This window comes from Haloplanus aerogenes, assembly GCF_003856835.1.
GTDB lineage: Archaea > Halobacteriota > Halobacteria > Halobacteriales > Haloferacaceae > Haloplanus > Haloplanus aerogenes.
The window spans coordinates 722988-744170 of sequence record NZ_CP034145.1 but is presented as its reverse complement, the minus strand read 5'-3'; the positions used below and the strand labels follow the sequence as shown (position 1 = coordinate 744170).

The window sequence follows — 21183 nt, the reverse complement described above, 5'->3', positions numbered from 1 at the left end:
GTTCCCTGTCACGCACCCCCAATATTTGAAACCTTCGTGCGTGTCTGACGGATGTCTGTCGGACGGCCTACGCCAACCGCCGGCGTTCCGCGCCGAGCAACCGCGCCCACAGCGCGAACAACCAGCTATCGAGGCCGTACGCCGCGTCCACGTCGCGCACCCAGTCGTCGTCCGAAAAGAGGAGGTGCTGGAAGCGGCGAACTCGCGGCGACAGCGTCGGGCGGATCCCGGCGTAGTACGCGAGCGTCTCGCGCCGCGTACGGTCGAGCAACGCCGCCGGCACGTCGATACCGTCCGCCGCGGCGGCGTGCCCGAACCACTCGACGTGTGTCACTGCCGCCGCGAGGACGAACCGCTCGCGAAAGCCCGACACGCCCGCAAGCGGTGACCGGCCCGCCACGAGCGTGTCACGCGGGCGCGAGAGCCGGGGAGCCGTCACGACCACGCCCGTCGCCGCCGCCACCTCGCGAGCAATCGTTCGCAGGCGCCGTTCGAGCACCCGCGCGAGCGGCACCACCGCGAGTTCGTACCACGTCGGCATCCACGCGCAGAACGGCTCCGAGTAGACGGCATCGCCGAGTAAGACGCCGACCACCGACTCGGCCTCGCGGGGCGACAGCCCGGCGGGATCGGTCCGCAGCGTCGCCGCAACGTCCGCGCCGTCGATCCGGTCGACGCCGTCGAAATCCATCCCTTCGGCGACGCGCCGGGTGTACGCGCGCCCCGCCGCGTACCAGTCGGCGGCGTCGGCGGGCGTCGAGAGCGAGCGGAGGCGGGCGACCGTCACGGTCGGATCTGGGCCGACAACGACGTAACCGTACCCCTCGGAGCCGCGACGACGATGCTTAAAGTGCCTCCACACCGAGCGGAAAGCGTGCCCGTGTCGTTCGACCTCTTCGGGACGCTCGTGACGGCCGAGATGCCCGCAAACCCGGCCGACGCCGTCGCTCGAGAGCTTCGCGACCGGGGTGTCACCGTCCCCGACGACTGGACGGCCGCCTACCGCACCCCGCACATCGACACGCCCGACGGCGCGGAACTCCCCCTCCCCGCCCACGTCGCCGCCGCGCTCCGGAGCCGCGGCGTCGACGCGTCCGACACCGTCGTCCGACGCGCCGTCGTCGCCGCGTTCGACCCCGACGTGCGCCGCCGACCGGGCGTCGACGCCGCCCTCGCCGCCGCCCGTAAACGCGGCCCCGTCGGTCTCTGCTCGAACTGTAGCGTGCCGGAACTCGTCTCGCGAACGCTCGTCCGCGCGGACCTCCGCGACGCCTTCGACGCCGTCGTCACCAGCGCCGCCTGCGGCTTCCGCAAACCGCATCCCCGCCCGTTCGAGACGGTGGCGGCCGACCTGGGCGTCGCGGTGGAACGACTCGTCCACGTCGGCGACGACCCCGACACCGACGGCGGCATCGAAGCCATCGGCGGACGGTTCGTCGACGTGTCCGACACACCGCTGACCGCCCTCGACGACGCGCTGGAGGGCGGGCCGTGACCCTCCTCGCCGCCGGGAGCGTCGCCCTCGCCGCGGTTGGGGACCGCCTCGTCGCCGAACCCCCCGCGTCCCTCCACCCGGTCGCGTGGCTCGGCCGGGCGCTCGGCCCACTGGACCGCGAATGGTCCCACCCGCGACTGGCCGGAGTGGCCACGGCACTGTTCGTCCCCTTCGCCGCCGCGGGCGTCGTCGCCGTCGTCGTCGCCCTCGGGATGCGACTCGACCCGCTCGTCGGCGCTGCCCTCGCCGGCCTCGCCTGCTTCGTCTCGACCAGTCGGCGGATGCTGCTGGACGAGGCACGCGCCGTCGTCGCCGCGAGCGAGACGGACCTCGCGGCCGCGCGGGAGCGCCTGCGCTCGCTCGCGGGCCGGGACGCCGCCGCCCTCTCCGCGGGCGAGGTGCGCAGCGCCGCCGTCGAGAGCGCCGCAGAGAACCTGAGCGACGGCCTCGTCGCCCCACTCGCGGGCTTCGCCCTCCTCGCGCCGCTCTCGCTCCCGGCGGCCGCGGGCGCCGCGGCGTGGATCAAGGCCGTCAACACCCTCGACTCCACCTTCGGCTACCGCTCGGTGCCGATGGGCTGGGCGCCCGCCCGCCTCGACGACGTGGTAATGTGGATTCCCGCACGCACGAGCGCTGGCTTGCTGGCCGTCGCCGCGGGGCGGCCCGACGCCCTCCGCCGCGCCCGTCCGCTCGCTCGCCGACCCGCCTCACCCAACGCCGGATGGCCGATGGCGACGCTCGCCGTCGTACTGGGCGTTCGGCTGAGCAAGCCCGGCGCGTACGACCTGATCGAGGATCGACGGTCCCCGGACGAGGAGGTGCGACGCACCGCCGGAAGCCGGACACGGTCCGGCGACAGCGAGGCGTCGGAGACGCCTCGGGCAGAGAGGGACGACGTCCCTCAGACCACCGGACGCAGTCCGGTGAGCGAAGCCGGTGACAGTCGGACGGGGTCCGACGACCTGCCGACGCGCGCGGCCGCCGAGCGTGGCGTCGCCGTCGTCTCACGGGCCGGATGGCTGGCGTTCGGGCTGGCGGCCGTGGGGGTGATCGCCGCGTGTTGACGGCCGTGCGCGGCGCGCTCGCCTTCCTGACGCGCCTGCCCGTCGGCGGCGACGAAGCGGCGTGGGACGCCTTCCGGCGGACGCCCGTCGCGTTCGTCGTCGCCGGCTACGTCGTCGGCGCGCTGGCCGCCCTTCCGCTCCTCGCGCCACTCCCCGTCTCGACGGCGGTCGCGGGCTATCTCGTCGCGCTCTATCTCGTCACCGGCGTCACGCACGTCGACGGTCTCGCGGACTGTGGCGACGCCGCCGCGGTCCACGGCGCCGACGCGGACCGGCGGTCGGTCCTGAAGGACTCACAGACCGGCGTCGGCGGCGCGCTCGCGGTCGGACTCGCGCTCGTCGCCCTCGCGCTCGGCGGCCTCGGCGTCGCCGGTTCCGGCCCGCGGGTCGCCGTCCGTCTCGTCCTCGCGGCGGAGGTGAGCGCCAAGGTCGGCATGGCGGCGCTCGTCGCCCTCGGCACGCCCGGTCACGAGGGGCTAGGGTCGGCGGTCGTCGGGGAAGCCGACAGCGCCGCCCTGCTTCCGGTGGTCGTCGCCGCCGTCCCCGCCGCGCTGGCCGCCCCCCGCGGGAGCGGGCCGGCGCTCGCCGCCACACTCGTCGCCGGCCCGCTCGTCGCCCTCCTCGTCGGCCGATGGGGAACGCGTCGGCTGGGCGGCATCACCGGCGACGTGCTGGGTGCCGCGAACGAACTCGGCCGGATCGCGGCGCTGCACGCGGGGGTGATCGCGTGGACGCTCTGGTGATGTGCGGCGGGAAAGGGACACGACTCGGCGGAGCGGTCGAAAAACCGCTCGTTGCGGTGAATGGAACGCCCATGGTCGACCGGGTGTGTGACGCCCTCGCCGCGAGTCGGGTCGACCGCGTGTACGCGGCCGTCTCGCCGCACGCGCCCGGGACGCGCGCGCATCTACAGTCGAATCCGGGCATCACGGTCGTCGAGACGCCCGGCGACGGATACGTCGACGACCTCTCGGCCGCGCTGGACCGGATCGGCCGTCCGGCGCTGACCGTCGCCGCCGACGTACCCCTCCTCACCACCGAGTCGGTGAATCGCGTGCTGGCTCGGGCGGAGGACTCGCTCGCCGTCGCAGTACCCGTCGACCTGAAGCGGCGGCTAGGGGTGAGCGTCGACACGACGTTCGAGCGCGACGGACGCGAACTCGCGCCGACCGGGATCAACGTCGTCGCGGCAACCGACGACGACATATACGTCAGCGACGATGCCCGACTCGCCGTGAACGTGAATCGCCCGCGCGACCTGCAGATTGCGGAGGCGCTGTCGTGACGCGGTTCGTCCTCGTCGCCGGAACGACGGCGACGGCGCGGATCGACGGCATCAGCGCCGCCGGTGCCGACCCCAACCTCCTGCCCCACACGCCGAGCGCCGACGCGGAACTGATCGAGTACGGCCGTCTGGTGCGCGCACCGGAGGTTCCGGTGAGTCCGACGGGATGTCCGACGCCCGCGGCCGTCACCCGCGCGGTCCGCGAGGCGGTCGGATTCGAGACGCTCGTCGTCGACGCCGGCCTCGCCAAGCCGACCGGAGCACCGACCGTCGACGTGGGCGCGAAACCCGGCCGCGACGTGCGCGAGGTCGATCCGGTGCCGACCGCGCCGGGGGCGTGGGTCGCCGCCCGCGACCTCGGGCGCGCGCTCCCCGACGACGAACTCGTGATCGGCGAGACGATTCCCGGCGGCACTACGACCGCACTCGGGGTCTGTCGGGCGCTCGGGGTCAGCGAGGTGTCGAAGACACCTCGAGAAGACGGCGAAGCCGTCGGTATCACCGTTTCGTCGTCGCTGCCGGAGAATCCGCTCGACCTGAAACGGGAGGTGATCGACGCCGCGTTCGAGGCGAGCGACGTTGCGCCCGGCGAGGCGGCCTACCACCCGGAACTCGCCGTCCGGTTTCTGGGCGACCCGGTGCTGGCGGTCGTCGCCGGACTCACCGCCGGGGCACTGGAGTCGGGGACCGAGGTGGTGCTCGGTGGCGGGACACAGATGCTCGCCGCTGCCGCGCTGCTCCGTCATGCCGGCGTCGCAGCGCCGCTGACCGTCGCGGCGACGACGTACGTCGCCGCCGATGCCGATCTGTCGGCGGCGACCGAGGCCCTCGACTGCGACCTCGTCGTCACCGACCCCGGCTTCGCCGGGCGGGACGACGCGCTCGCTCGCTACGCCGCGGGGGAAGCGAAGGAGGGTGCGGGTATGGGCGGTGCGCTCCGGCTAGCCGAGCGTGCGGGCGCGCTCGGGCGCGTTGCCGACGGAACGCTTGAGGTAATGGAGCGTCTTATCGACTCGCATGGACCCTGACGCCGTGGCCGACGTACCGCGCGTGCCACATGGGGGGGCGTCGGATTCGACGCTCCTGGATTTCAGTGCCAACACGAATCCGGAGCGACCACGGGGCATCGCGGGTGTCTACGAATCGGCGTACGGCGCCGCGACACAGTATCCCGGCGACGACTACTGCGAGTTCCGGACCGCCGCAGGAGAGTATCTGGGGTGTGAACCGTTGAACGTCGCCCCGACTGCCGGCGGCATCGGGGCGCTCCGCCTCGCGTTCGAGGTGACACTGGAGACGGGCGACGATGCACTCCTCCCGAAACCGAGCTTCGCGGAGTACGAACGCGAGGTGCGACTGCAGGGCGTCGATCCGACGTTTATCGCCCACGACCGAATCCTCGGGACCGACCCGTCGCCGTACGACGTAGTCGTCGTCTGTAACCCGAACAATCCGACTGGCGACGGCTACCCGCAGGCCGACCTGCTGGCGTTCGCCCAGCAGTGCCGCGCCGCGGACACCGTTCTCGTCGTCGACGAGGCGTTTCTCGACTTCACCGACCGGCGGACGCTCGCTGGCGAACCCGGGGTCATCGTCGCGCGGTCGCTGACCAAAATCTTCGGCCTGCCCGGACTTCGGGCCGGGCTGGCCGTCGCGACGGACGGCCTGCGCGAGCGACTCGACGCCGCTCGGCCGGTCTGGGGGCTCTCGACGCCCGCGGCCGACGTGGGGACGTACTGCTTCCGCCAGACGAAGTTCGTCGCCGAGACGCGCGACCGGGTGCGCCGCGAGCGCGAGCGTATGGCCGACCGCCTCGCCGCCGCGTACGAGGTCTACCCCTCCGAGGCACCCTTCCTCCTCCTCGGTGTTCACGACCGATCGGTGAGCGAGGTGATCGACGCCGCCCGGCGCGAAGGGATCGTCGTACGGGACGCGACCACCTTCCGCGACCTCGATTCGCACGTCCGGGTCGCCGTCCGCCGGCCCAACGAGAACGATCGCCTCCTCGACGCCCTGCTGTGACCGCCGTGTTCGAGGCGACGGTCCGCGACGGTGTCTGCCGCCTCGCTCGGCCGAACACCCGCTGGCTCTCGACCGGCCACGCCGGCGGCGAACACCGGGCCGACGCGGCCTACAACTGTACCGTCCCCGAGGGGTGGCACCGGACCGACCTCGACGCCTACGTCGCCGAACGGCTTGACGCCGCGGGCTTCGATACCGACGCCGCGACCGGTCCCGCGCTGTTGACGGGCGTCCACCAGCGCCACGCCCGCCGGGCCCGACTCGGCCCCGTCGAGGCCGTCGTCACCGCCGGCGTCTCGAACCCCGCCGCCCTGCCGGTCCACGACCGACGCCGTCGAGACCACGGCGCTGGCGACGACTCCGTGACCACCGCCGACGACCACCACGCTGGCACCGTGAACGTCGTCGTGGGGACGACTCGCGCGCTCGCGCCGGGGGCGCTCCCCAACCTGCTGACCGTCGCCGCCGAGGCGAAGGCCGCGACGCTCCTCGACCGCGTCGGCGTCCCCGGCACCACGACCGACGCCGTCGTCGCGGCCTGTGACCCCGCTGGCGACCCCGCCCAGTTCTCCGGGAGCGCCACGGCCGTCGGCGCGGCGGCCCGTGCGTGCGTTCGTGACGCCCTCGCCGCGAGTCTGGCCTCGCGCTACCCGGACGGCGACTACGGCGTCGACGACCCCGAGTCGGGCGTCGTCACCGACGCCCGGGCGACGGTGTCGGCGCTCGCACCGGATCACTGATACTGCCGGCTGTAAGTCGGCCGAAAGAGTCGCCATCCAGCAGTGGCGACTCTCTCGGCCCAGTTACAGTCGACAGTATGAAGCCCGCGCCGGATCGAGTTGGCGGGCATGAGCGAGGAGAGCGAAGCATCCGCCCCGCAAGCCCGAGCACCTCCGGAGTTCGGCCGCGTACAGGTGTGGTGGGGGAACGGGAAGGGAAAGACCACGGCTGCCCTCGGTATGGGCTTTCGCGCCGCCGGCCACGGCTACCGCGTCCACCTGCTCCAGTTCATGAAAGGCGGCGCCGAGAGCGTCGAGGACGTGCGTGGCGAGTACGAGGCCATCGAGCAGGTTGCCGGCTTCAGCTACGAACACAGCGGCCACTACGGCTGGCACGGTTTCAGGGATGGCACCGAGGACGCCGACCACGCTGCGAAGGCCGAGGGTGGACTGGCACGCGCCCGCGACCTGGTCGACGCGGCGCGCGAGGCCGACCTCTCGGCACCGCTCCCCCTCGACGGTGCTCCCGAGGACGGCGTTCACATGCTGATCCTCGACGAGATCGGCTACGCGGCCAACCGCGACCTGATCGATCCCGACGACGTGATCGACCTCGTCGAGTCGAAGCCCGAGGGGCTGGAACTCGTCTGCACCGGCGGCCACGACCGCCCGACGTACCTCACCGACCGGGCCGATCTGGTGAGCGAGGTGCGAAAGGAGCGACACCCCATCGATGCGGGACAGCGGGCGCGCAAGGGGACCGAGTTCTAGGCGCGTCAACGACTTTGCTACGCGGTTCCTACCGTCGTCCATGACGCGCGTGTCGCGCGAGGCGTTCCGGGACTGTTTCGACGGCCTCGCCCCCGAAGACCGGACCGCCTTCGTCGAGGCGGTGTACGACGCTCGCGGGTGGGAGACGGTACGCGTCGACGGCGACCTGTGGGTGACGCCGCCGGGCGCGGACGAGTCGCGGCGGGTCGCGGGTCGCGGTGTCGACGACGCCGATGCCGACGACACCGTCGACGCTGCCGACCTTCGACAGATGGTGCGGTACGCCGTCGAGCGCGAGACGCGCGAACGCCTGTTCCGGCAGTTCTTCGACTGCGAGCCGAGCGATCTGGCTGGCGACGACCCGGAACCGGAATCGTCGGACGACGCGTCGGCACGGCCGACGACAGCCACAAGCGCCGACGACACGTCGCCCTCGTCGACGGCAGGAGCGACTGCGGCGCCTCCCCCGACCGGCGGACACCGACGGGACGGGACGCGCCACCGGTCGACGGCGACGGGTGCCGGCGACCGGCGGACCGACGACACGACCCGGACGCCGACCGACGAGGCTCGACGCGAACGAGCGACCGAGGGCGATACAGTCGATGGTGGTGCCCCCACCGGCCCGTCGAGGGAGTCGACGACTGGCGACGACGACACCTCGATCCCGACCGCTCGCTGGATCGCCGTCGGTCTGGTGGCGGTGATCGTCGTCGGGGGCGTCGTCGCCGCGGTCGGACCGGGACTCACGTCGTCGGGCGCGGACGGCGACGACGCGGCACGGGGGTCGAACGGGGCCGCGAGTCCCGACGTGATGGAACGCGAGGGACTGCCCATCGCGCCGGGCGTGCGTCGGGTGGAAGCGGCCGAGGGCTCGCTGCCGCCGGGCATCGATTCGACAGGCGTCACGGACGCGTCGGCGCTCGCCGATGCCCACGAGGCCGCGCTGACCGATCAGTCCTACCGTCTCCGGATCACCCACCGGGAGTTCGTCGACGGGGAGTTGCGGGGCGTCACCCACGAGCGGGCGGTCGTGGAGTCGCCGAGACGGTACCGGTCGCAGGTGCGGACGCTCGGCGCGATCAGACACGAGTCGGGCGTGGTCGCCCCGGTCTCGACGTACGCGAACGGAACGAGCGAGTACGTCCGCCGGTCGGGGAGTGACGAGCCTCACGAGCGGATCGAGATCCGATCCCGCACGGGGACGGGTGACATCGTGGATCGAACCGAGCGAGCCGTGCGGTGGTATCTCAGCGTCAACGACTCGCGGATCGTCGGCGTCGGCGAGGGGACGACGGTTCGGATCGCCATCCGCGGCGATCCGTGGCCGGCGTCGCGGAACGTGACGGGGTGGGCGCTCGTCGACGAGGACGGGGTGGTCCGGGAACTCCACCGCGAGTACACCCCCACGTCGGCGCCGAACGTTCGGGTCGAAATCACGATTCGGATCGTTCCGGGGCCGGTGACGGTGACGCGGCCGGCGTGGGTGGACGCGGCTGCGGCCGAGGAGGAGGCGAACGAGAGCGACATGCGGGAGCCGTCGACACCCGCGCTCGCGGCGCCGGTCGACCGCTTCGCCGGAGGCCGAGCGTGAGCGACGACGCTCGGACCCTTCTCGTCGCGGGGACCGCGAGCCACGTGGGGAAATCCACGGTGGCGGCGGGGCTCTGTCGCCGCCTCGCCGACGCCGGCTACGACGTGGCGCCGTTCAAGGCCCAGAACATGTCGAACAACGCCCGCGCGGTGCCGCGAGCGTCCGGCGCGGGCTTCGGTGAAATCGGCGTCTCGCAGTACGTGCAGGCCCGCGCCGCGAGCGTCCGGCCGACGACCGACCACAACCCGGTGCTCCTGAAACCACGGGGCGACGGCGAGTCCCAACTCGTGATCGACGGTGAGGCCGAGACGACCGTCGCCGCCGGTCGATACTACGACGAGTGGTGGACGCGCGCCCGAGAGGCGGTCGTCGCGGCCCACGACCGACTGGCCGCCGACGCAGACGTGGTGGTCGCGGAGGGTGCCGGCTCCATCGCGGAGATCAATCTCCACGACCGCGACCTCGCGAACGTCGAGACGGCGCGGATCGCGGACGCCGACATCCTCCTGACTGCCGACGTAGAGCGCGGCGGTGTCTTCGCCGCCATCGTCGGCACCCTCGACCTCCTCCCCGACGACCTGCGCGACCGGGTCGTCGGCGTCGTGATCACGAAGTTCCGCGGCGACCGCACCCTGCTCGACGACGGGATCGAAGCGGTCGAGGCGCGGACGGGCGTCCCCATCCTCGCCGTCCTCCCGTACGACGACCCGGGACTGCCCGAGGAGGACAGCGTCGCCCTGCCGGCGCGAGGCGAACGGAGAATGGTGGGCGCGGACGACGGTGTGGTACCCGAGCGGACGGTCACCGTCGCCGTCCCGCGTCTCCCTCGCGTCTCGAACGCGACCGACCTCGAACCGCTCGCGCGAGTTCCGGGCGTTCGGGTCGTGTACGTCCCGCTCGACGCCGAGTTCGACCGCGTGGGGCCGGACGACCGCCCCGCCGACGCCGTCGTCCTGCCGGGGACGAAGAACACGGTCGACGACCTGCTGGCCGCCCGTGAAGCGGGCCTCGGCGACTGCCTCCGCGCCGTCGACGGCCCCGTCGTCGGCCTCTGTGGCGGCTACCAGTTCCTCGGGGAGCGGATCGAGGGTGCGGCGAGAGAGGGAACCGGCGACCGGGGGACCGTGCCGGGTCTCGGCCTCCTGCCGGTCGCGACCCGCTTTTCGACCGACAAGCGGGTCGAACCCGCGACGTGGACCGTCGAGGGCGGTGGTCCCCTCGCCGGCGCGACGGGGACGGTCGAGGGCTACGAGATCCACGCCGGCGAGACGCGAGCGACGGGGGCGGTCCGGACGCCGTTCGCAGCGCCGGACGGACGGACGGGCCCCGAACTCGGCGCGGCCCGCGGGTCGGTGCTGGGCACCTACCTCCACGACCTGTTCGCCAACCGGGTGGCGCGCGAGGCGTTCGTCGAGGCGGTGTACGACGCCGCGGGGCGGGAGCGACCCGGAGCGACGGCCGACGACGTGTCGCCCTACGACCGCGCGGCGGCGCTCGTCGAGCCGATCGACCTCGACGCGCTGGGGTTGCCCGACCGACCGAACGTTTAACCGGAGAGATGCGGTACTCGACGGCGATGGTCGAGGCGTTCGCCGTGGCGAGCGGCAAGGGTGGGACGGGAAAGACGACGAGTACGCTCGCGCTCGGGATGGCGCTCGCCGAGACCCACGACGTGACGGTCGTCGACGCCGACACGGGGATGGCGAACCTGCTCTTTCACGCCGGCCTCGACGACGCGGCGGTGACGCTTCACGATCTACTGGTCGAGGAGGCGGACGCCGCTGTCTCCGAGGCGGTGTACGAACGCTTCGGGATGAAGGTCGTCCCCTGCGGGACGAGTTTGGCGGCGTTCCAGGCGGCCGATCCCGAACGATTGCGCGACGTGGTCGCGGAACTCGCCGCCGATACGGACGTACTCCTGCTGGACTCGCCGGCGGCACTGGGGTCGAAGAGCGCGGTCCTGCCTATCGTCCTCGCGGACCGGACGGTGATCGTCCTCCAGCCGACGATTCCGGCGCTCTCGGACGGCCTCAAGGTGCAGGAGTACGCCCGGTCGTACGGCACGGAGACGGCAGGGACGCTGTTCAACCGCGTCCGCGACGACGAGGGGATCGAACGCGTCGCCGAACAGGCCGACCGCTACTTCGGCGGCGAGACGCTGGGCGTGATTCCGGAGAGCGACGCCGCCAGAGAGGCCCGGCAGGCGGGTGAACCTCTCCTGGCCCACGCACCGGACGCGCCCGCGTCACAGGCGTTCCGCGAGGCAGCGAGCCGACTCGACGTGCGCGACGGGGCAAGCGAGGACGTGGCCGCTCGCTTCCGGAGCGCGGTCGTGCCGGACGAAGTATGAAGATCCCGCGCGGAGACCTGATCCGCTCGCGGGTCGTCGACGACCCCGGGGCGGCGCTGGCGACGGCACTGGAGCGACGGCTGACGGGCTACGCCGTCCTGGAGCCGCAAGACGCCGTCCTGCTCGGTGACGAGACACGCGGCGTCGTCACCTTCGAGGACGGGATTCCGGTGCTGGCGTACTGCACCGAGACCGACCGGGGTGGCGCCGACGCGCTGGCCGACGTGGCCGGCCCCGGCCCGTACAGCGTCGAACTCTACGAACTCGACGCGTCGGCGCTGGCCGAGGCCCACGAAGCCGACGACCTCCGGGTGTCGCCGGGGCTGCCGGCGGAGCGACTCGGGGCCGACCGTAACCTCGTGACCCGAACCCGCGAGGCCGCGCCCGACGACCGCCTCGGCAACGACGACACCGACGCTGTCGAGGCATTTCTGGCCGACGAGGCACAGATCGAGGCCATCCGCGACCGGGCGCGCGAAGAGGCCCGTGCCCGCGCCGAAGAGTGGGGCCTGACCGACGCCCTCGACGAGTAGCGTGCAGGATGTTGTCATTCTGCTATCGTGTTGTGACCCGGGGCCCGGTCGCCCGAGGCACACACATCTTTAATATTGGTTGAAATGAAAGGGGGAGTATCCGACGTCGCATCACCATGCAAAATTCACACAATCGCCCGGCAGCCGACGACGGTGCGGAAGACGGAGTGTACGTCGTCAACTACTACGAGACGAGCGATATCGAGCTGAGTGTCACCGTCGTTCACGCCGTCCTCGAAGCGACCGGTAAGGAACCGACCGACGTGAACCTCAACAGCGTGATTCAGCCGGATGCGCTGAACCGTATCTTCAGCCCCAAATACGACGGAACGCCCCGAGAGGGTGGCACGATCGAGTTCGAACTCGCCGGCTGTCACGTGACGATCGACGGCGACGGCGAGGTCCGCGTCGATCCGAATCCGTAGTCGTAAGCGTTCGCCACGAACGAGCCGCTGGGTACGGCGAGGGGTGGCCGGCAGTCCCGCGGATCGCGCTTCAGTCGTCGTCCGATGGTGTCGTCAGATATCGTTCGAGACGCTCCGTAGACCAGTTCCCGTCAGCGAGTCGCACCCGTTCGGTCGGCCGGTCGAACGCCACGAGACCCACCTCGGCCAGCCGTGGGACGTGGATGGACGCCAGTGCGGTGTACGCCCGGTCGTATTCGGCGTCCGTCGGCTCGTCGGTATCGTTCTCCCAGCGTGCGAGTCGGGTCGCGAGCCGCTCCAGTTCGATCGACGACGTGTCGAGGAGCACCCGGAGCACGAACCGCCGGCGATTGTTCCCGAGCACGGCACGGAGTTCGTCCGCGTCGAACGCGGCCGTCGTCGTGGCGTCGACCACCTCGTCGAACAGTGGCCGGAACGTGTTGACCGTTCGGTCGTCGGCCGTCGAAGGGTCGAAGCGGACGACCACGTCGGCGTCGAGCTGGTCGGCGCTCTGGACCAGCAGATGGAGGAACTGGAAGGTCGATTCGGGGCCACTCGCGTCGACGAAGGGGGCGAGCGCGTCGACGTAGACGAGCGTCTCGCGGTCGGTGTCCGCCCAGTCGTCGAGATAGAGCGTGACCGCCGTGCCGAGCCGTCGCAGGTCGGACGGATCGGCCATCGAGGTGAGCGTGATGTTGCTGCCGGGGAGGGGCTGACGCGGCGGTCTGCCGGTGGACGCCGACGCGGACGCCGATCGGTCGAACTCCGCGTAGGTGATCAGGCCGAACGCGGCGGGCAACGCCCCTACGTACTCCCGCCAGTCCTCGACGACGGCCTGCACCGACCGCGCGACGGAGACGACGAGGACGTTCGTCCTCTCGGGCGAGAGGTCGGGTGACGCGTCGCTCCCGAATGCGGCGTCACCACCCAACAGTAACGTCGCAGTCGGTCGTGAATCGCTACTCTTCCCACTCGACTCGTCGCTGTTCGGGCCCCCCATACTGGCTGTCGAGAGGCGGTTGTCACGACAACGATATAAAGATACGTGAACGTCGGTGGCGCTCCCACGGTGCAACTGTCCGGCGGGGTTCGGCACCTCGGCGTGCCGACGCTCGCCGTGGACGGACGGCCGGGAGTATCACGATCCGTCGCCGCGCCGGTCGAGCGGCGTGCCGTCACGCGGGCAGTAATCGAACGACTGGTCGCGCGTGGCGAACCCGCACGCCGAACACTCCCGGACTGGCGGTGTCTCGTCGCGACTCGACCGCCACAGGATGGGAACGAACGGCAGGAAGAGGAAGGCGAGCAGGGTGTCGAAGTAGTACCACGCGGCGACGCTCACGAGAAGGCTGGCGACCAGTCCGACGGCGGCCGTGGCCGTCCGCGATCCGACCATGCGCGGCGTTGACGCGTTGGAGAGAAGTGCGTGGCGATTTCTCAATCGTCGGCCGGCACCACGTCGCGCGCGGTGTCGGCGTCACCCGGTGGTTCGTCGAGCACGTCGATCCGCGACACCCACTTCACGCGCTCCCAGCAGTCGGCGTCGTCGACGAGGAGGCGGACGGGACCGCCCCGCTCGGTCGGAATCGGCTCGCCGTCGAGACGCACCGCGAGGAGGGCGTCGCGGAGGCGGTCGAGGTCGAATCCACAGGCGTAGTCGGGGTCGGCCGAGTGAACCAGCGCGTGCGAGGCGTCGGCCCGCGGCCGCGCCCGACCGAGGAGCGTCCCGACGCGGACGCCGCGCCACCGACTCGGTTCGGCGGTCTCCCCCTCGCAGGCCGTCGACGATTCCATCGGTTCCCCGACCAGCGACGCGAGGTCGCTCGCGCGCATCGTCTGTGGGTCGGCGACGGCGCCGGCCAGAGTCACCGTCCAGCGGGCCGGATCGGCGTCCGCCGGCGGGTCCGAGTGTGTCATACCCGACTGGAAGGGCACACATCGACAAAGGTGTTCGCCCGGCCAGGTTCGGGATCGAATATGTTCGGGCCAAGCGTCACCGTGGGCGGGCGCGCTCGTCTATCCATGGCTACCGACCGACTCGACCTGCGCGACCTGCCACCCAGCCAACGCCACGAGACGATCCACGCCGCGTTCGACGACCTCGACGCCGGGGAGGAACTGACAATCGTCAACGACCACGATCCACAGCCGCTCTTCTACGAATTCCGCGCCGAACGCGACGCCTTCGACGCCGAGGGCTACGTGGTCGAACAGCGTGGCCCCGAAGAGTTCGTGGCAACGCTCCCCAAGAAGTGACTACGAGGCGAAAGATACACCCGCGTCTAATTAGATGTAATTAGCACGGATGACCGATTCGCGCGTTCGCTCGACGCCCGAGGTGCCCCGGAGCGTCGATTACCTGCTCGCGGCGATGGGTCTCTCCCTCTTCGGCGGCGTCGCCGTCGGCGTCGTCTCCGCCGCCTCCATCGAGGTGGCGGCCGGGGGCGGGTCCGCGCTCGCGGCGTGTCTGCTCGCCGTCGGCCTCGTTCGCTTTCCGCAGGATTAGCCGCTCCGAGCGCGGGCGCCGGCGACGGCGACGACGAGGAGTAGCGGCACGCCGGCAATGAGGGGGATATCGACCGGTCCGACGACGGGGAGGGGCGCGGACACCGAGGCACCGAGCGCGTCGGGGATGCCCACCGACGGAACGGGGATCACGACGTCGACGACGGGGATGCGAACCCCACCAGCGGCCGTGTCGTTCGCCGTCGAATTGGTCACGGCCGCGTCGTCCCCACCAGCGTTCGATTCCACCCCTGTATCGGCATCGGCTCCGTCATCACCGTCGCCCGCCGGTGTCGTGGTCGGTTCGAGCGGCCCCGAAACCGTCGCGTTCGTCACGTATTCGGCCCCGCTGGCGTCGCGGGCGCGCACTCGAACCTGCGTCTCGTCGGGCGTGGCCGCGAGCCGCGTCGTGAACGACCCGTTCGTTCCGAGGTCGACCGGGTCGATATCGACGATGCGGCCCGTGGTGGGATCGACTGTCTCGACGCTCACCTCGCGGACTTGCCCGTCGACGACACGGCCACTGACCGTGACGGTGTTCTCGTCAACGTAGCCGGTGCGGCTGTCGGCCACGGTGACGTTCGGCGCGAGGAACGTCGCGAGTGTGTACGACCGGTATCGGGGGTTGAGAGCGGTGTCGTTCGTTCCCATCACGAAGCGGTCGGCTTCCGGTGGATGGTACACCGTCGTATCAAAGCGGATACGTTTCCGATCGGCGTCTGGGACTGTCGGTTTCCGGAATATCAACCGGTGGCGAACGATCAGGGCATCGATGTCCTCGCGGACGTAGACGGTCGCTCCACTGTACACCGAACAGAGGGTCTCCTCGTCGTCGAAGTCCAGCGTGTCGGCGGCCGTACAGATGTCCGACCCGTCGAGGGCTTCGAGGTCGACATCGGCCTCGATATCGTCGAGTGTCACCAGCGTCTCCTCGAGCCACACGTCGTGGACCTGCACCTCGTCGCGGACCGTCCCCTCGATGTGGAGACGCGTCTTCGACACGTAGCGAACGTCGGTGACATTCAGCGTCGGACCCGTGCCGTCCTCGACGGTGACGACGACGTGTTCGACAGCGACGTTTCCGAGGGCGTCCTCGACGGTGATCCGGAAGTAGTTGGCTCCGAGCGCGAGCGTCACCGTCCGATTGAACGAGTCACCCGGCGACGACGAGAAGTACGTATCCACCCGCTCGGGATAAGCGTCGCCGTCGACGTTGTCCCGTGGAAGCGAGATGCCGGGGTGGATCGGCACTCGGTCGACTGGATCGTAAGCGAAGTCGGTGCTTCCGGGCATCCGCCCGCCGACCGCGGCGTATTCGTAGGCGTGTTCGATCCTGACAGCCCGTATCTCGGAGTCGTCTTCGATGGAGCCAGCGATGGTCAGCGTGGAGTTCGACACGGTCAGCGTCTGTACATCCGGGAGGGTCGAGACGGGAGCACCGTCCACGAGGAACGTCGGTCGTTGGGTACCGAGGCGTTCCAACGTGTCGGTGCCATAGGAGACCGGCATGCCCCGGAGGGGCTGGTCGAACGTGACCGTCGGCGCGCGGTCGTCCCGAACGATCGTCGCGGCGTACGTCTCGGTGGTGCCGGCCTTGGCGACGACAGTGATCCGATGCTCGCCGTTTGACAGGTCGAGAACGACGTTTCGGTCGGTCCGACGAGTGGACGGCTCGAAGACGTGTCTGGTCTCTCCATCGACTCGAACCTCCACTAACCGAACTGTCTCGCCCTCGGGAGCCGTCACTGTCACGCTCATCCACGGATCGGCCGACGTGTGGTGGACGTCGCCGACATCGAGTGGCAGGCCATCGACGGTGACGGCCACGTCCGGCGGCGGCGAAGACTGGGCGGCAGCCGGCGTTCCGAGCGTCGACACTCCGAAACCGACAACCAACAATACGAGGATGACTCGTTCGTCCACCCTGAGAGCCTCCGTGGTTGGAACGGAACGCGGGACAGCTTATGAGTGGTCCGGTCCGATTATCAGCGAGTCGAATTCGGACACAGATCGGTCGCGTCGGCTCACGAGGGCCGCGTCGGCCGCGTGCCGAGTTCCACCTCGACGGTCTGCTCCTCCCCGTCGCGCAGAATCGTCATGGAGACGGTGTCGCCGGGGCGAGTCTCCAGCGCGAGGTAGCTCCCGAGCGCCTCCGTCGTATCCGTTCGCGTCCCGTCGACCGCCAGCAACACGTCGCCGCCGACGGGGATGCGCTCGCCCTCGACCGTCTCGGCGTCCTCGCTGGGCTGGAAAACGCCGTCGACCGGGCCGTCGGGGGCGATGGTGACGACCAAGAGGCCGCGGGGGTCCGTGAGCCTGTTCGCCTCGGCCACTGCGGGCGTGACGGTGGTGACGGAGACACCGAGGAAGGAGTGTTCGAACGATCCTGTCTCGATCAGTTCGGGGAGGACGCGCCGGGCGAGGGCCGCGGAGATGCCGAAGGCGATGTTGTCGCCGCCGCCGGAGTTGATGACGGCGACCACTCGTCCGTCGAGCGCCATCAGCGGGCCGCCGCTGTTGCCCGGATTGACCGCCGCGTCCGTCTGGATGGCGTCCGGAATGCTGAACCCCGTCGGGGCGGGGATCGACCGATCCGTGCCGCTGACGACCCCCGTCGTCACCGACCCGTCGAGGTCGAACGGGTTGCCGATGGCGACTACCTCCTGTCCGATGGTCGCCGGGGACTCCGCGAGCGAGAGTGGAGTCGCCGCGTCGGTCAGGCCGTCGGGTTCGATCACCGCCAGGTCGCTGTTGGGGTCGGTGCCGATCACCTCGCCCGTGTGCCAGCGGCCGTCGCGCGTCCGGAGGTCGACCGCCGTCGCATCCCCGACGACGTGGGCATTCGTGACGACGTGTGTCCCGTCGTAGACCCATCCCGTGCCGCTCCCCTGCCGGGTCTCGACGAGCAACACCGAGTCGATGGCCTCGCGGTAGACGCGGGTGTAGGGACTCGGTCCGGTCGTCGTCGCGCTGTCCCCGCTCCCCTCCTGCGCCGCCGGCGCCGACGATCCACAGCCCGCCAGCCCCGCAGTCAGCGCCAGCGCGCCCGCCTGGAGGAACCGCCGTCTGCTCGGTCCGTGGTTGGTCATCGGTCGAACTGAGGGATACGGCGGGGAATAGATTGGGGTGGGCAGGGTGAATAAACCACGTATTGCTATACGAAATCGCTGACCACGATCCGAATCCCCAAAACAATTTTCAGGAAACCGCCCACCCCGCGTGTATGGGCCGGTACGTAATCTCCGACCACCACTTCGGTCACGCGAACATCATCGAGTACTGCGACCGGCCGTTCAGTAGCGTCGGCGAGATGGACTCGACACTCCTCGACCGGCACTACGAGACGGTCGACGCGGCCGACCTCCTCGTCCACCTCGGCGACGTGGCGATGGACATGCAGGACGGGCGGGAGACGGTCGAATACTTCCAGCGACTCGACGGCGACGTGCTCGTCCGTGGAAACCACGACGTAGGTCTCGCTCCCGAAGACGCGCCGTTTCCGGTGCTCGACTCCTGTGTCCTCGAACACGGCGACTACCGCTTCTACTGCACGCACCGACCGGAAGACGTTCCCGAGTCGTGGGACGGATGGGTGCTCCACGGCCACCACCACAACAACGACACCGAGACGTACCCCTTCGTCGCGTACGACGACCGGCGCGTGAACGTGAGTAGCGAACTGCTGAACTTCCGACCGATTACGCTCGACGTGGTGACACGCATTCTGGACGAGTGTACACCGGGGACGCGCCTCCGAGACACGCAAGCGGCCCGACAGTACGTCCACGAATGACGAGTCCCGACATCCGATTCTCGGTGCCGGATCTGTTCGTGTCTCGGGCAGGCCGAGATGGCGAGTCCAGCCGGAGACGGGCGTTTCTCGAGGCGGTCGGGCGGGAGTGCGACGCCGTCGAGCTGTTCGTCACCCCGCCACGACACGAGTCGGACGGCCTCTTCGGCTTCCTGAACGCGGAGTATCAGCTCCGAGGACCCGTCCAACGGCTCCGGGAGGAGTACGGTCTCGACGTCGCCAGCGTCCACGGCACGCCGATGTACGACCTCTGTTCGAATGGTGGATGGCAACGCTGTCTGTCGGCGGTGAAAGACGCTCAATCGAGCCTCACCGACGACGGCGGCCGGGAGCCGTACGCCGACCCGTCGGTGCTGACGGCCCATCCCCCACGGTTCCCGACGGGCGACGACCCGGACCTCCAACCCCTGCGGTCGATGTTGGTCGCCAACCTCGCCGAAGCCGCAGCACGAATCGAGGACAGCGAGTGGCTCTCGACGACCGTCGCCGTCGAGAACGTCTGTCCTCGGGGGCGCTTCGAGTACCTCCTCACGACGCCGGGGGACGCGCAGCGACTGCGACGGGCACACCAAGCGATCGAGATGCAGCCCGATACGGACCGCGAGGCCGTTCCCGACTCGCTGCAGTTCACGTGTGACCTCGGTCACGCGCGGGAGCCGCTTCGGATGCTGGACGCGATGCGGCCGCTCGCCTCTATCCACATCCACGGGACGGTGCCGGACGACGACCGTCGGCTCTCGGCCGTTCGCGAGGAGTACGGCCTCGCAGCGGACGAGTCGGTCGGCACGCTGGAACCCGGTGGCCGATATCATCACCTTCCGCCGCGAGCGGGCGATCTGTCCATCGGACGCGTGTTCGACTGCCTCGACGACCGGAACTACGGGGGATCGATCGTGGTCGAACTCGACCCGCCGTATCGGACGCCGGCCGTCGTCGGAGAGACGGTCGACTACCTGCGGGAGCGTCGATAGCTCACGTCCCCTCGACCAGTCGCCGCAACTGCGCCGGCGGCACCGCACCGCGGGCGGCGTGACCGCCGTACGCGAAAGTGGGGACGCCTGTGACGCCCTGTTGTTGCGCCGCGCGGAACTGCTCGTCGAGGCGGTCAAGAAGCACGTCGTCGTCAAGGGCCGCCGAGACGAGGTCAGGGTCGAGCCCCGCCGTCTCGGCACAGTCGGCGAGTACGTCCGCGTCGCCGATATCGCGCCCGTCGGCCCACAGCGCCTCGAAGACCGCCTCGTCGAACGCCAGCCACGTCTCGTACGGCTCCGTCTCCTTCACGTGGAGCGAGACGGCCTGCGCCGGGCGGGAATCGACATCCGTCGCAATCTCCTGGGCCATCTCCGCGTCGTAGTTCTCGCGCAGGCGGCGGACGTTCTCCCGGGCCTGCTGGTAGTAGTCGTCGTCCTTGCCGTCATCGACGGAGTGGTCGATCTCGCCGTCCGGGCCGCGCTTCCCGGCACGAAGGTCGAACGGCCGCCAGTCGATCTCTAACGACTCCTCGCGCTCGTCCTGATACCGATCGAGTGACTGCCGCCCGAGATAACAGAACGGGCAGACGTAGTCGGAGTAGATCGTGATGCGCTCGCGCGCTGTAGTGTCGCTCATACGTATGCACGGAGCGGCGCGGAGTAAAAGAGTGCGACTCGGCTGTGACCGGTGGTCGCACGACCACCGCCACTGCCGTCACTCCACGACGACGGCGCCTTTCATCCCCAGCGTCCGGTGGGGAGTGCAGACGTACTTGTACGTTCCCGCCTCGGAGAACGTGTGTTCGAAGGTGTACCCCTCCTCGGAGGAGAGGTCGCTCTCGAAGCCGCCGCCCTCGGCGGCGACGTTGTGCTGGGCGCCCTGTCCGGTCCACTCCCAGACGATCGTCGTGCCGGTCGACACCCGGATCGCCGCCGGATCGAACGTGAAATTCCCGCCGTTGCCGGAGGCGCCGACGGCGACGGTCACCTCGCTACTCCCCGTCTCGTCGGCGACGCCGTCGTAGTTGCCGACGTTCTCCATCCAGCCGTCGAAACTGGGGGTGCCACCGCTACCACCCCCATCACTCTCGGTGTCGGTGCTCCCACCGCCGCTGCCGCCGCTTCCACCGTCATCCTCGCCACCACCGCCGCTACTGCCGCTACAGCCGGCGAGTGCAGTGAGTGCGAGCGTACTCGTCGACAGGACGACCGACCGGCGGGTGCGTGTAGATTCGAACATCTTCCCACGTCGACTGTCGTCCCGGTTCGAAGCGAGCGTTCTGGCGAACACGTTCGGGTCGAGACCCGGATCGTGAGAGTAGGCCGGACTCGCGCCGTCAGCCGTCCTCGCCGTCAAGCAGACCCATATCCTCGGCCACGAGGTCGGCGAGGCGGTCCGCGATGGCGGGGTCGACCGCCGCGACCTCCTCGCCGTCGTGGACGCTCTCGTTGTGTCGGTCGACGGCGTCCGCCACGTCCGCGAGCCGAACCCGGGTCGTCGTGTCACAGGCCGGGCAGACGATGGGCACCGTCGGGTCGTCGTCGCTGGTCATGAGTAGTGAGCCTCGTGCTGGGGGATAAAAAGGTCGGGGGAAGGTAACCGTCACTACTGCTCCCATCCGGGAAACAGGAAGGGGT

At 70.2% G+C, this 21183-nt stretch carries 26 protein-coding genes; 17 read left to right on the top strand and 9 right to left on the bottom strand.

What is annotated here, in order from left to right:
- Positions 1-67: 67 nt before the first annotated feature.
- Positions 68-787 carry a hypothetical protein gene (locus tag DU502_RS03920; protein WP_394338921.1) on the bottom strand — a complete coding sequence of 240 codons (720 nt, stop codon included), beginning with the start codon at positions 785-787 and terminating at the stop codon, positions 68-70.
- A gap of 87 nt (positions 788-874) precedes the next feature.
- Between DU502_RS03920 and DU502_RS03915 the strand changes: the two genes are divergently transcribed.
- From DU502_RS03915 to DU502_RS03855, 13 genes are all read left to right on the top strand, one after another.
- Positions 875-1495: an HAD family hydrolase gene (locus DU502_RS03915; RefSeq protein ID WP_121919684.1), complete on the top strand. Its 621-nt coding sequence runs from the start codon at positions 875-877 to the stop codon at positions 1493-1495.
- Positions 1492-2559, top strand: coding sequence for a CobD/CbiB family cobalamin biosynthesis protein (locus tag DU502_RS03910; protein WP_121919685.1), 1068 nt, complete (start codon positions 1492-1494; stop codon positions 2557-2559). Before DU502_RS03915 ends, DU502_RS03910 begins: the two co-directional genes overlap by 4 nt.
- Positions 2511-3302 carry an adenosylcobinamide-GDP ribazoletransferase gene (cobS, locus tag DU502_RS03905; protein WP_121920115.1) on the top strand — a complete coding sequence of 264 codons (792 nt, stop codon included), beginning with the start codon at positions 2511-2513 and terminating at the stop codon, positions 3300-3302. The genes DU502_RS03910 and cobS overlap by 49 nt, the downstream gene beginning before the upstream one ends.
- Positions 3302-3844, top strand: coding sequence for an NTP transferase domain-containing protein (locus DU502_RS03900; protein ID WP_121919686.1), 543 nt, complete (start codon positions 3302-3304; stop codon positions 3842-3844). The genes cobS and DU502_RS03900 overlap by 1 nt, the downstream gene beginning before the upstream one ends.
- Complete coding sequence (locus DU502_RS03895) at positions 3841-4872, top strand: nicotinate-nucleotide--dimethylbenzimidazole phosphoribosyltransferase (protein WP_121919687.1); 1032 nt, start codon at positions 3841-3843, stop codon at positions 4870-4872. Before DU502_RS03900 ends, DU502_RS03895 begins: the two co-directional genes overlap by 4 nt.
- On the top strand, positions 4862-5866 hold the full coding sequence (locus DU502_RS03890) for an aminotransferase class I/II-fold pyridoxal phosphate-dependent enzyme (protein ID WP_121919688.1): 1005 nt from the start codon (positions 4862-4864) through the stop codon (positions 5864-5866). The genes DU502_RS03895 and DU502_RS03890 overlap by 11 nt, the downstream gene beginning before the upstream one ends.
- Before the next feature lie 5 nt (positions 5867-5871).
- Positions 5872-6606: an adenosylcobinamide amidohydrolase gene (locus tag DU502_RS03885; protein WP_121920116.1), complete on the top strand. Its 735-nt coding sequence runs from the start codon at positions 5872-5874 to the stop codon at positions 6604-6606.
- Positions 6607-6714: 108 nt separating this feature from the next.
- A complete protein-coding gene (locus tag DU502_RS03880) occupies positions 6715-7356 on the top strand; it encodes a cob(I)yrinic acid a,c-diamide adenosyltransferase (protein WP_121919689.1) in 642 nt (213 codons plus the stop codon).
- Positions 7357-7396: 40 nt separating this feature from the next.
- Complete coding sequence (locus tag DU502_RS03875; RefSeq protein ID WP_121919690.1) at positions 7397-8950, top strand: hypothetical protein; 1554 nt, start codon at positions 7397-7399, stop codon at positions 8948-8950.
- Complete coding sequence (locus DU502_RS03870) at positions 8947-10500, top strand: cobyric acid synthase (protein ID WP_121919691.1); 1554 nt, start codon at positions 8947-8949, stop codon at positions 10498-10500. Before DU502_RS03875 ends, DU502_RS03870 begins: the two co-directional genes overlap by 4 nt.
- A 26-nt stretch (positions 10501-10526) precedes the next feature.
- Positions 10527-11300: a nucleotide-binding protein gene (locus tag DU502_RS03865; RefSeq protein ID WP_121920117.1), complete on the top strand. Its 774-nt coding sequence runs from the start codon at positions 10527-10529 to the stop codon at positions 11298-11300.
- The gene (locus DU502_RS03860; RefSeq protein ID WP_121919692.1) at positions 11297-11833 is read left to right on the top strand and encodes a hypothetical protein; all 537 of its coding nucleotides are present in this window, start codon (positions 11297-11299) and stop codon (positions 11831-11833) included. Before DU502_RS03865 ends, DU502_RS03860 begins: the two co-directional genes overlap by 4 nt.
- Positions 11834-11949: 116 nt before the next feature.
- Positions 11950-12258 (top strand): HalOD1 output domain-containing protein, encoded by a 309-nt coding sequence (locus DU502_RS03855; RefSeq protein WP_121919693.1) that lies wholly within the window; start codon positions 11950-11952, stop codon positions 12256-12258.
- A gap of 70 nt (positions 12259-12328) precedes the next feature.
- Here DU502_RS03855 and DU502_RS03850 read toward each other — a convergent pair whose 3' ends face one another.
- From DU502_RS03850 to DU502_RS03840, 3 genes are all read right to left on the bottom strand, one after another.
- The gene (locus tag DU502_RS03850; RefSeq protein WP_121919694.1) at positions 12329-13258 is read right to left on the bottom strand and encodes a DUF7504 family protein; all 930 of its coding nucleotides are present in this window, start codon (positions 13256-13258) and stop codon (positions 12329-12331) included.
- A gap of 138 nt (positions 13259-13396) precedes the next feature.
- Complete coding sequence (locus tag DU502_RS03845) at positions 13397-13654, bottom strand: zinc ribbon domain-containing protein (RefSeq protein ID WP_121919695.1); 258 nt, start codon at positions 13652-13654, stop codon at positions 13397-13399.
- Between the two features lie 41 nt (positions 13655-13695).
- Complete coding sequence (locus tag DU502_RS03840; protein ID WP_121919696.1) at positions 13696-14175, bottom strand: molybdopterin-dependent oxidoreductase; 480 nt, start codon at positions 14173-14175, stop codon at positions 13696-13698.
- Between the two features lie 105 nt (positions 14176-14280).
- Here DU502_RS03840 and DU502_RS03835 point away from each other — a divergent pair, with 105 nt between their 5' ends.
- Positions 14281-14514 (top strand): DUF2249 domain-containing protein, encoded by a 234-nt coding sequence (locus DU502_RS03835; protein WP_121919697.1) that lies wholly within the window; start codon positions 14281-14283, stop codon positions 14512-14514.
- A gap of 49 nt (positions 14515-14563) precedes the next feature.
- Complete coding sequence (locus DU502_RS03830; RefSeq protein WP_121919698.1) at positions 14564-14764, top strand: hypothetical protein; 201 nt, start codon at positions 14564-14566, stop codon at positions 14762-14764.
- Here DU502_RS03830 and DU502_RS03825 read toward each other — a convergent pair.
- Positions 14761-16641, bottom strand: coding sequence for a hypothetical protein (locus DU502_RS03825; RefSeq protein ID WP_121919699.1), 1881 nt, complete (start codon positions 16639-16641; stop codon positions 14761-14763). The two genes, DU502_RS03830 and DU502_RS03825, sit on opposite strands and share 4 nt — an antisense overlap.
- 146 nt (positions 16642-16787) lie before the next feature.
- Positions 16788-17852, bottom strand: a complete 1065-nt coding sequence (locus DU502_RS03820; protein ID WP_121919700.1) for a S1C family serine protease — start codon at positions 17850-17852, stop codon at positions 16788-16790.
- Between the two features lie 134 nt (positions 17853-17986).
- Between DU502_RS03820 and DU502_RS03815 the strand changes: the two genes are divergently transcribed.
- On the top strand, positions 17987-18556 hold the full coding sequence (locus DU502_RS03815; RefSeq protein WP_121919701.1) for a metallophosphoesterase family protein: 570 nt from the start codon (positions 17987-17989) through the stop codon (positions 18554-18556).
- Complete coding sequence (locus DU502_RS03810; RefSeq protein ID WP_121919702.1) at positions 18553-19545, top strand: sugar phosphate isomerase/epimerase family protein; 993 nt, start codon at positions 18553-18555, stop codon at positions 19543-19545. Before DU502_RS03815 ends, DU502_RS03810 begins: the two co-directional genes overlap by 4 nt.
- A 1-nt stretch (position 19546) precedes the next feature.
- Here DU502_RS03810 and DU502_RS03805 read toward each other — a convergent pair whose 3' ends face one another.
- The 3 genes from DU502_RS03805 to DU502_RS03795 form a co-directional block, all read right to left on the bottom strand.
- Complete coding sequence (locus DU502_RS03805; protein ID WP_121919703.1) at positions 19547-20182, bottom strand: DsbA family oxidoreductase; 636 nt, start codon at positions 20180-20182, stop codon at positions 19547-19549.
- Positions 20183-20260: 78 nt separating this feature from the next.
- Positions 20261-20785 (bottom strand): halocyanin domain-containing protein, encoded by a 525-nt coding sequence (locus DU502_RS03800; protein WP_121920118.1) that lies wholly within the window; start codon positions 20783-20785, stop codon positions 20261-20263.
- A 97-nt stretch (positions 20786-20882) separates the two neighbouring features.
- Complete coding sequence (locus DU502_RS03795) at positions 20883-21098, bottom strand: hypothetical protein (RefSeq protein ID WP_121919704.1); 216 nt, start codon at positions 21096-21098, stop codon at positions 20883-20885.
- Positions 21099-21183: the final 85 nt, after the last annotated feature.

Coding starts and splice junctions, on each gene's coding strand:
- cobS (WP_121920115.1), top strand. CDS start 2,511: ATGGCTGGCGTTCGGGCTGGCGGCCGTGGGGGTGATCGCCGCGTGTTG.
- DU502_RS03900 (WP_121919686.1), top strand. CDS start 3,302: ATGTGCGGCGGGAAAGGGACACGACTCGGCGGAGCGGTCGAAAAACCG.
- DU502_RS03890 (WP_121919688.1), top strand. CDS start 4,862: ATGGACCCTGACGCCGTGGCCGACGTACCGCGCGTGCCACATGGGGGG.
- DU502_RS03880 (WP_121919689.1), top strand. CDS start 6,715: ATGAGCGAGGAGAGCGAAGCATCCGCCCCGCAAGCCCGAGCACCTCCG.
- DU502_RS03875 (WP_121919690.1), top strand. CDS start 7,397: ATGACGCGCGTGTCGCGCGAGGCGTTCCGGGACTGTTTCGACGGCCTC.
- DU502_RS03865 (WP_121920117.1), top strand. CDS start 10,527: ATGGTCGAGGCGTTCGCCGTGGCGAGCGGCAAGGGTGGGACGGGAAAG.
- DU502_RS03860 (WP_121919692.1), top strand. CDS start 11,297: ATGAAGATCCCGCGCGGAGACCTGATCCGCTCGCGGGTCGTCGACGAC.
- DU502_RS03855 (WP_121919693.1), top strand. CDS start 11,950: ATGCAAAATTCACACAATCGCCCGGCAGCCGACGACGGTGCGGAAGAC.
- DU502_RS03850 (WP_121919694.1), bottom strand. CDS start 13,258: ATGGGGGGCCCGAACAGCGACGAGTCGAGTGGGAAGAGTAGCGATTCA.
- DU502_RS03845 (WP_121919695.1), bottom strand. CDS start 13,654: ATGGTCGGATCGCGGACGGCCACGGCCGCCGTCGGACTGGTCGCCAGC.
- DU502_RS03840 (WP_121919696.1), bottom strand. CDS start 14,175: ATGACACACTCGGACCCGCCGGCGGACGCCGATCCGGCCCGCTGGACG.
- DU502_RS03835 (WP_121919697.1), top strand. CDS start 14,281: ATGGCTACCGACCGACTCGACCTGCGCGACCTGCCACCCAGCCAACGC.
- DU502_RS03830 (WP_121919698.1), top strand. CDS start 14,564: ATGACCGATTCGCGCGTTCGCTCGACGCCCGAGGTGCCCCGGAGCGTC.
- DU502_RS03820 (WP_121919700.1), bottom strand. CDS start 17,852: ATGACCAACCACGGACCGAGCAGACGGCGGTTCCTCCAGGCGGGCGCG.
- DU502_RS03815 (WP_121919701.1), top strand. CDS start 17,987: ATGGGCCGGTACGTAATCTCCGACCACCACTTCGGTCACGCGAACATC.
- DU502_RS03810 (WP_121919702.1), top strand. CDS start 18,553: ATGACGAGTCCCGACATCCGATTCTCGGTGCCGGATCTGTTCGTGTCT.
- DU502_RS03805 (WP_121919703.1), bottom strand. CDS start 20,182: ATGAGCGACACTACAGCGCGCGAGCGCATCACGATCTACTCCGACTAC.
- DU502_RS03800 (WP_121920118.1), bottom strand. CDS start 20,785: ATGTTCGAATCTACACGCACCCGCCGGTCGGTCGTCCTGTCGACGAGT.
- DU502_RS03795 (WP_121919704.1), bottom strand. CDS start 21,098: ATGACCAGCGACGACGACCCGACGGTGCCCATCGTCTGCCCGGCCTGT.